The following is a 7,015-nucleotide window of genomic DNA, read 5'->3' as shown; positions in this document are numbered from 1 at the left end:
GCTCCCCCTGGGAGTACGCGCCGTGCGACACCGGGCCGTTGCCCGAGCCGACGCCCAGCCGGTCGGCGTGCAGCAGGTCGCGGCGGACGTGCCGGCGGCGGTAGGCGATCCGGCTGACCATGTGCGCGCTGACCGGTGCGGTGATCAGCTGGAAGACGGCTACCAGCACCAGCATCCAGACGATGGGCTGCCCGGCGAGACGGATGACGGCGCCGGTCATCACCAGCAGCACGCCGAGCACCTGGGGCTTGGTGGCGGCGTGCATCCGGTTGAGGACGTCGGGGAAGCGGATGAGACCCAGGCCCGCGGTCAGGCAGAGGAAGCAGCCGGCGACCAGGCACACCGAGGCGACGACGTCGGCGGGGCTCACGGGGCGGGCTCCGGGTGGCCGGCCAGGTCGGCGTCGGACGGGGTGGCGTCGGTGGGGGTCTCGGCGGAGACCAGCATGCCGCCGATGTAGCGGGCCACCGACACCGAACCGACGAAGGCCAGCAACGCCACGACCAGCAGCACCGGTTCCAGCGAGATGTCCCGGTAGACCGCGCAGTAGACGGCGATGCCACAGGCGATGGTGACGAGCAGTGCGTCGGTGGACACCACCCGGTCCAGCAGCGAGGGGCCCAGGGCGAGCCGGGCCAGGATCAGCACGGCGCCGCCACCCAGCAGCGCGAAGCAGACGATCGCGACGACGGTCACCGCTGGCTCATCCTCTCGGTCCCCTCGGTCTCCGGGGTGGTGGTGCCGGGCTCGTCGAGCCGGGCGATGTCGGCGGCGGAGCCGAAGGCCCGCACGACGCGGTCCTCCATGCCCAGCACGTTGGCCCGCTGCCGCTCCACGTGCTCCAGGTCGCGCACCTGCACGAGGTGGATCGCCATCACCGAGTGCTCGCGGTCCAGGTCCAGCACCAGCGAGCCCGGCACCAGCGACAGCGCCTCGGCGATGACGGTCAGCAGCAGGTCCGAGTCGGTGCGCAGCTGCACGGTGATGATCGCCGAGCGGTGCCGGCCGGGCCGGAACGCCAACCAGGACACCTCGACGCTGGACACCAGCAGGTCCACCAGGAAGCGCCCCAGGAAGCGGAGGGCGGCCAGCGGGCGGAAGCGGCCCGTCGTCTCCACGCTCGGCAGCGGCAGCAGCGTCGTGATCACCAGGGCGATCACCGTCCCGGAGAGCAGGTTCGCCCAGGAGAACGTGCCCCACAGCAGCATCCAGACCAGCACCAGCCAGACCAGCAGAGGCACCTGCTGGCGCAGCCGGGTCACCTGCGCGGTCACTCGATCACCCGGTCGCCGAAGACCGACTCCAGGTAGGGCGTGCGGTCCAGCAGGTCCGCCGCGGCCCGGTCGGCGACGCCGTAGAGCGTCCCGCCGAAGACCGTGATCGCGACCGTGATCGCGACGAACCCGGCGGTCGCCGCCACCATGGTCACCGGCAGCGTGGCCGCCTGGAGCTCCTCGGTGGTGGTCGCCGTGCCGGTCGCGGGGCGCACCGCGGCGACGTCCTCCTCGGCGGTGTCCACCGCGCGCGGGCGCCAGAACGCCCGGCCCCACACGCGGGCGATGGCGACCAGGGTGAGCAGGCTGGTGACGACGGCGCCGGCGACCAACACGTAGGGGCCCACCCCGCCCACGGCGACGCCGGCCTCCAGCAGGCCGAGCTTGCCGATGAAGCCCGACAGCGGCGGGATGCCGGCCAGGTTCATCGCCGGCACGAAGAACAGGATCGCCAGCAGCGGGGACGCCTTGGCCAGCCCGCCCAGCTTCTCGGTGTTCGTCGTCCCCCCGCGTCGTTCGACCAGACCGGTGGCCAGGAAGAGCGTGGTCTGGATGGCGATGTGGTGGACGACGTAGAAGATCGCCCCGGCGAAGCCGGCCGTCGTCCCCAGGGCGATGCCGAACACCATGTAGCCGATGTGGCTGACCAGGGTGAAGGAGAGCATCCGCTTGACGTCGGTCTGCGCGACCGCACCCAGGATGCCGACCACCATGGTGGCCAGCGCGGCCCACAGCAGCAGGTCGTCCAGCGCCCCGTCGGGGAACAGCAGGGTGTTGGTGCGGATGATCGCGTAGACGCCGACCTTGGTCAGCAGACCGGCGAAGACCGCGGTGACCGGCGCCGGGGCGGTCGGGTAGCTGTCGGGCAGCCAGGCCGACAGCGGGAAGACCGCGGCCTTGATGCCGAACGCGACGAGCAGCATGGACTGCAGCAGCAGCTGAGTGCCCTCGGGCAGGTCCCCGAGCCGGACGGCGAGCTGGGCCATGTTCACCGTGCCGGTGGCGGCGTAGACCAGGCCGATCGCGGCCAGGAAGACCAGCGAGCTCATCAGGCTGACCACCACGTAGGTGATGCCGGCCCGGATGCGACCGGCCGTGCCGCCCAGGGTGAGCAGCACGTAGCTGGCCGCCAGCAGGACCTCGAAGCCGACGTAGAGGTTGAACAGGTCCCCGGCCAGGAAGGCGTTGCTCACGCCCGCGACGAGCACCAGGTAGGTCGGGTGGAAGATCGACAGCGGGGTGTCGGTCTCGTCGCCGTCGGCGACACCCTGGCCGACGGCGAAGACCAGCACGCCGAGGGTCACGGTGTTGGCCACGACCAGCATCAGCGCCGACAGCCGGTCGACGACCAGCACGATGCCCAGCGGCACCGGCCAGCCACCGACGGACACCGAGGTGGCGCCCTGCGCGTCGGCCATGAACAGCAGCGACACCGAGACGGCCAGCACGCCGGAGAGCACGACGATGCTCAGTGCCCGCTGCAGGTGCGGGTGCCGGCCGACCAGCAGCGCGCCGGCGGCACCCAGCAGCGGCAGCAGCACCGGCAGCGGGGTGAGCACCCGGATCAGGTCCTCCATCAGTGCTCCTCCTCCCGGTGTGCTGGTTCCCCGCCGGCGCGGGTGGGTGGGACGTCGCCGACCGCCCGGGCCTCCGCGGACTCGTTCTCGGCCGCCTCCACCTGCGCCAGCTCCAGCCCGACGTCGTCGGAGGGGGTGCCGTCGGCGGGGTGCGGCCCGGCCTCGACGCTGAACCCGTCGCCGGGCCCCCGGTCGGCCGGGCTGAGCAGCTCGGGGTCGCGCTCGTCGGCGTCGATCTCCTCCCGGGTGGCCACCCGGAGGTCCTCGGCGTCGTCCTGGACGACCTCGTCGCGGACCAGCCGCCAGGAGCGGTAGATCATCGCCAGCACGAACGCCGAGATGCCGAAGGTGATGACGATGGCGGTGAGCACCAGGGCCTGCGGCAGCGGGTCGTTGATCTCCGACTCGTCGTCGACGGGCAGGATCGGCGCCAGACCGGCCACCCCGCCGGCGGACAGCAGCAGGACGTTCGTCGCGTTGCCCAGCAGCAGGAAGCCCAGCAACACGCGGGTCAGGCTGCGGTCCAGCAGCAGGTAGACACCGGCGGCGTACAGCCCGGCGACGATCACCGGCAACACCACGGTGGGGGTCATCGGGCACCTCCCTGGCCGGCCGGGTCGGGTTGGCGGGACTCGGGGTGCGGGCCGTCGTCCCGGGCGTCCCTGCCACTGACGGACCCCGCGAGGCCACCGGCGCCGGACCCGACGGCGCCGCTGCCGCTGCCGTCGCCGTCCTCCTGCGGGCCCTCGTCGTCGTCCTCCTCGTCGTCGGCGTCGATCTGCGCGCCGAGGCTGCGCAGCACGTCCAGGACGAGGCCGATGACGATCAGGTAGACGCCGATGTCGAAGAAGAGCGAGGTGACCAGCTTGACGTCACCGAGGACCGGCACGGTGCGCTCGAGGATGGTGGTCTGCAGTGCGTCGGCACCGAGCACGAGGCCGGCGATGCCGGTGCCGCCGGCCAGCAGGAGCCCGCCGCCGAGCAGCTTGCCCGGGTCGACCGGCGCGGCCTCACCGAGCTCGTAGCGGCCGCCGGCCAGGTAGCGCAGCACCAGCGCCAGACCGGCGACGAGGCCGCCGGCGAACCCGCCGCCGGGCACGTTGTGGCCGCTGAAGAGCAGGTAGACGCTGAGCACGACGATGGTGTGGAACAGCACCCGGGTGACGACCTCGAGGATGACCGAGCGCCGCTGCGGGGCGAGCGTGGCACTGGCGGCCAGCCACCGGTCCCGCGGGGCACGCCTGGCCTCCGACGTCGTGGTGGCAGCGTCCGTGGCCCGGGCCACCGCGCCGGTGCGCTCGCGCAGGAAGACCAGGCTGGCCACCCCGGTGGCGACGACGACGAGCAGCGAGACCTCGAGCATGGTGTCCCAGGCCCGGATGTCGACCAGCGTGACGTTGACGATGTTCTCGCCGCCGCCGAACTCGTAGGCCTGCTGCGGGTAGTCCACCGAGACCGGGGTCGCCGTCCGGGCGCCGAGGGCGACGACGCCGACCCCGCCCATGAGCAGTCCGACGGCGACGGCGATCAGGCCGCGGGCGGTGCGCTCCTTGGCCTGGTGCCGGTCGGAGATGTCCTTGGGCAGCTTGCGCAGCACCAGCACGAAGGTGACCAGGGTCAGCGTCTCGACCAGGAACTGGGTGAGCGCGAGGTCGGGGGCGCCCTGCACGGCGAACAGGACGCCGACCCCGTAGCCGGTGACGCCGACGACGAGGACGGCGGACAGCCGCTGCCGGATGCGGACGGCGAGCGCGGCCGCTCCGAGGACGACGACGCCGATCAGCGCCTGCACCGGGGTGTCCCACAGCCGCATCTCCTCCGGCCACGGGGCGCGGAAGACGAGCACGGAGCCGGGCAGGGCGACCAGCACGACGAGGATGACGCCGAGGTAGGTGGGCAGCGAGCCGCGCTGGGTGCGGCGGGTGGTGGTCTGGGCGACCCGGTCCAGCCCGCGCATGGTGTGCCAGTAGCCCTCGTCGGCCGAGGCGTCGACGGCCAGCCGGCGCTGCAGCCGGGCGATGAGGTCGCGGGCGGTGAAGAGCGCCAGACCGCCGCCGACCGTGACCAGGGACAGCAGCAGGGCCGGCTGCAGCCCGTGCCACAGGGCGAGGGACTCGGCCTCCTCGGCGACCAGCGGCAGGGTGTCGGCGTACCGGGCGACCAGCGGCTCGAGCGCGGGGCTCAGCGGGCCGGCGACCAGCCCGAGCAGGGCGAGCACGGCCGGGGCGGCCAGGAAGGCCGGGCCGGGGCGGTGCAGGTGCTCGGGGCCCGGGCGGTCGGCGTCGCAGTGCCGCAGCGAGCCGCCGGTGCCGAAGGCCCCCCAGAGGAACCGGGCGGTGTAGGCCACCGTCAGGACCGAGCCGAGGACGAGGCCCAGCAGGGTGAGCAGCGCCCAGGTGCGGTCGGCCAGGCCGCCGTCCAGGAAGGCGGTGAACGCCGCCTCCTTGCCCACGAAGCCCAGCAGCGGCGGCAGCCCGGCCATCGAGGCGCCGGCCAGGCCGGCGATGACGGCGAGCACCGGGACCCGGCGGCCCAGGCCGGAGATCTCGCGGAGGTCGCGGGTGCCGCAGGTGTGGTCGATGACCCCGACGGAGAGGAAGAGGGTGGACTTGAAGAGCCCGTGCGCCAGCAGCATGGCGATCCCGGCGGCGGCGGCCTCCCGGCTGCCGCTGCCCACCAGCACCATGAGGAAGCCCAGCTGGCTGACGGTGCCGAAGGCCAGCAGCAGCTTCAGGTCGTACTGGCGCAACGCCCGGTAGCCGCCCAGCAGCATCGTGGCCAGGCCCAGTCCGACGACCACCGGCTTCCAGCCCGGGGTGTCGGCGAAGCCGGGGGCCAGCCGGGCGACCAGGTAGATGCCGGCCTTCACCATCGCGGCGGCGTGCAGGTACGCGCTGACCGGGGTGGGGGCCTCCATGGCGGCGGGCAGCCAGAAGTGGAAGGGCACCATCGCCGACTTGGTCACCGCGCCGGCCAGCACCAGCAGCACGCCCACGGTGACGACGGGCCCGGTGCCCGGGTCGGCGACGACCTCGCTGAGCAGGTAGCTGCCGCTGGCCTGGCCGACCATGACCAGCCCTACGAGCATCGCCAGCCCGCCGGCGGTGGTGACGATCAGCGCCTGCTGCGCGGCGCGGCGGCCGGCCACCTTGGCACCGCTGCCACCGATCAGCAGGAAGGAGAAGACCGTGGTCAGCTCCCAGAACACGTACAGCAGCAGCATGTCGTCGGCGACGACGAGGCCCAGCATGGAGCCCGCGAACGCCATCAGGACACCGGCGAACCGGCGGAGCCCCTCGTCGTCGCGTTCGAAGTACCGGGCGCAGTAGACGAAGACCAGCGCACCGACCCCGGTGACCAGCACCGCGACGGCCAGCGCGAGCGCGTCCAGCCGCAGCGTGACGTGCAGGTCCAGCGCCGGGATCCAGGTGGTCCGCTCCTCGACGGTGCCGCCGTCCAGGACGGTGGACAGCCGGGTGGCCAGCCACACGAAGCCGGCCGCGGGCACCAGGGCGAGTGCGTAGTAGGCGGAGCGGCCCCACCAGCGCACCAGCAGCGGCGCCAGGACGGCGGCCACCAGGTGTGCGAGGAGCAGCAGGCCCACGGGTCTCCAGAGGGTTGTCGGCGCCGCCGGCCGTGCTCAGGACGCGCGCGTTCGATTCGTTCGATTTACAGTCTGCCCCGTGGACCACCACCTGCGCGAGTCGACGGTGCTGCCGCCCCGGTCACACCTGGCGGCACTGCCGCCGGGGCCGTGGGTGCTGCGCGGGTCCGACGGGACCGAGGTGGAGCTGCCCGCCGAGCTCGACGAGGCGCTGCAGTTCGTCACCGACGCCTTCGCCGACGGCGCCGCGGTGACCCTGAGCAGGCACGAGCAGCTGCTCACCACCCAGGAGGCGGCGGACCTGCTCGGCGTCAGCCGGCCGACCCTGGTGCGCCTGCTGGACCACGGGGCCATCCCCTACGACCAGCCGGGCAGCCACCGTCGGCTGCGGCTGGCCGACGTCCTGGCCCACCAGCAGCGGTGCCACCACGACGAGCACCGCCCGGCGGACCCCACCCGGGGCGGGGCCCGCCAGGACGCGCGCTAGGTGTACTGCTCGGTGACGTTGGTGCACCGGGTGATGGGTGGGAGGTTGCCCAGGGCGGTGTGGGGCCGGTGGT

7 protein-coding genes are annotated in these 7,015 nt (G+C 73.3%); 1 reads left to right on the top strand and 6 read right to left on the bottom strand.

Features of this window, described 5'->3' with window-relative positions; all coding sequences use genetic code 11:
• The 6 genes from mnhG to AC0IVP_RS21655 all read right to left on the bottom strand — a co-directional run.
• Window positions 1–370, bottom strand: a 370-nt coding sequence (mnhG, locus tag AC0IVP_RS21680) for a monovalent cation/H(+) antiporter subunit G (RefSeq protein WP_471759248.1), incomplete at its 3' end; no start/stop codon positions are given.
• Window positions 367–696 (bottom strand): MrpF/PhaF family protein, encoded by a 330-nt coding sequence (locus AC0IVP_RS21675; protein ID WP_471759247.1) that lies wholly within the window; start codon window positions 694–696, stop codon window positions 367–369. The genes mnhG and AC0IVP_RS21675, both read right to left, overlap by 4 nt.
• A complete protein-coding gene (locus tag AC0IVP_RS21670) occupies window positions 693–1,274 on the bottom strand; it encodes a Na+/H+ antiporter subunit E (RefSeq protein ID WP_056293993.1) in 582 nt (193 codons plus the stop codon). The genes AC0IVP_RS21675 and AC0IVP_RS21670 overlap by 4 nt, the downstream gene beginning before the upstream one ends.
• Window positions 1,271–2,851: a Na+/H+ antiporter subunit D gene (locus tag AC0IVP_RS21665; protein ID WP_056293996.1), complete on the bottom strand. Its 1,581-nt coding sequence runs from the start codon at window positions 2,849–2,851 to the stop codon at window positions 1,271–1,273. Before AC0IVP_RS21665 ends, AC0IVP_RS21670 begins: the two co-directional genes overlap by 4 nt.
• Window positions 2,851–3,444 carry a Na(+)/H(+) antiporter subunit C gene (locus AC0IVP_RS21660; RefSeq protein WP_082556793.1) on the bottom strand — a complete coding sequence of 198 codons (594 nt, stop codon included), beginning with the start codon at window positions 3,442–3,444 and terminating at the stop codon, window positions 2,851–2,853. The genes AC0IVP_RS21665 and AC0IVP_RS21660 overlap by 1 nt, the downstream gene beginning before the upstream one ends.
• Window positions 3,441–6,455: a Na+/H+ antiporter subunit A gene (locus AC0IVP_RS21655; protein ID WP_471759246.1), complete on the bottom strand. Its 3,015-nt coding sequence runs from the start codon at window positions 6,453–6,455 to the stop codon at window positions 3,441–3,443. The genes AC0IVP_RS21660 and AC0IVP_RS21655 overlap by 4 nt, the downstream gene beginning before the upstream one ends.
• A gap of 79 nt (window positions 6,456–6,534) precedes the next feature.
• Between AC0IVP_RS21655 and AC0IVP_RS21650 the strand changes: the two genes are divergently transcribed.
• Complete coding sequence (locus AC0IVP_RS21650; protein ID WP_471759245.1) at window positions 6,535–6,942, top strand: helix-turn-helix domain-containing protein; 408 nt, start codon at window positions 6,535–6,537, stop codon at window positions 6,940–6,942.
• Window positions 6,943–7,015 lie beyond the last annotated feature (73 nt).

Source organism: Klenkia sp. AC732 (assembly GCF_979256525.1).
Note: the sequence above shows the minus strand (reverse complement) of the source record. Positions and strands in the feature narration are given on the sequence as shown.

Excerpts from the sequence above, each read along its gene's own strand:
- AC0IVP_RS21665 (WP_056293996.1), bottom strand. The coding sequence starts at position 2,851 with ATGGAGGACCTGATCCGGGTGCTCACCCCGCTGCCGGTGCTGCTGCCG.
- AC0IVP_RS21660 (WP_082556793.1), bottom strand. The coding sequence starts at position 3,444 with ATGACCCCCACCGTGGTGTTGCCGGTGATCGTCGCCGGGCTGTACGCC.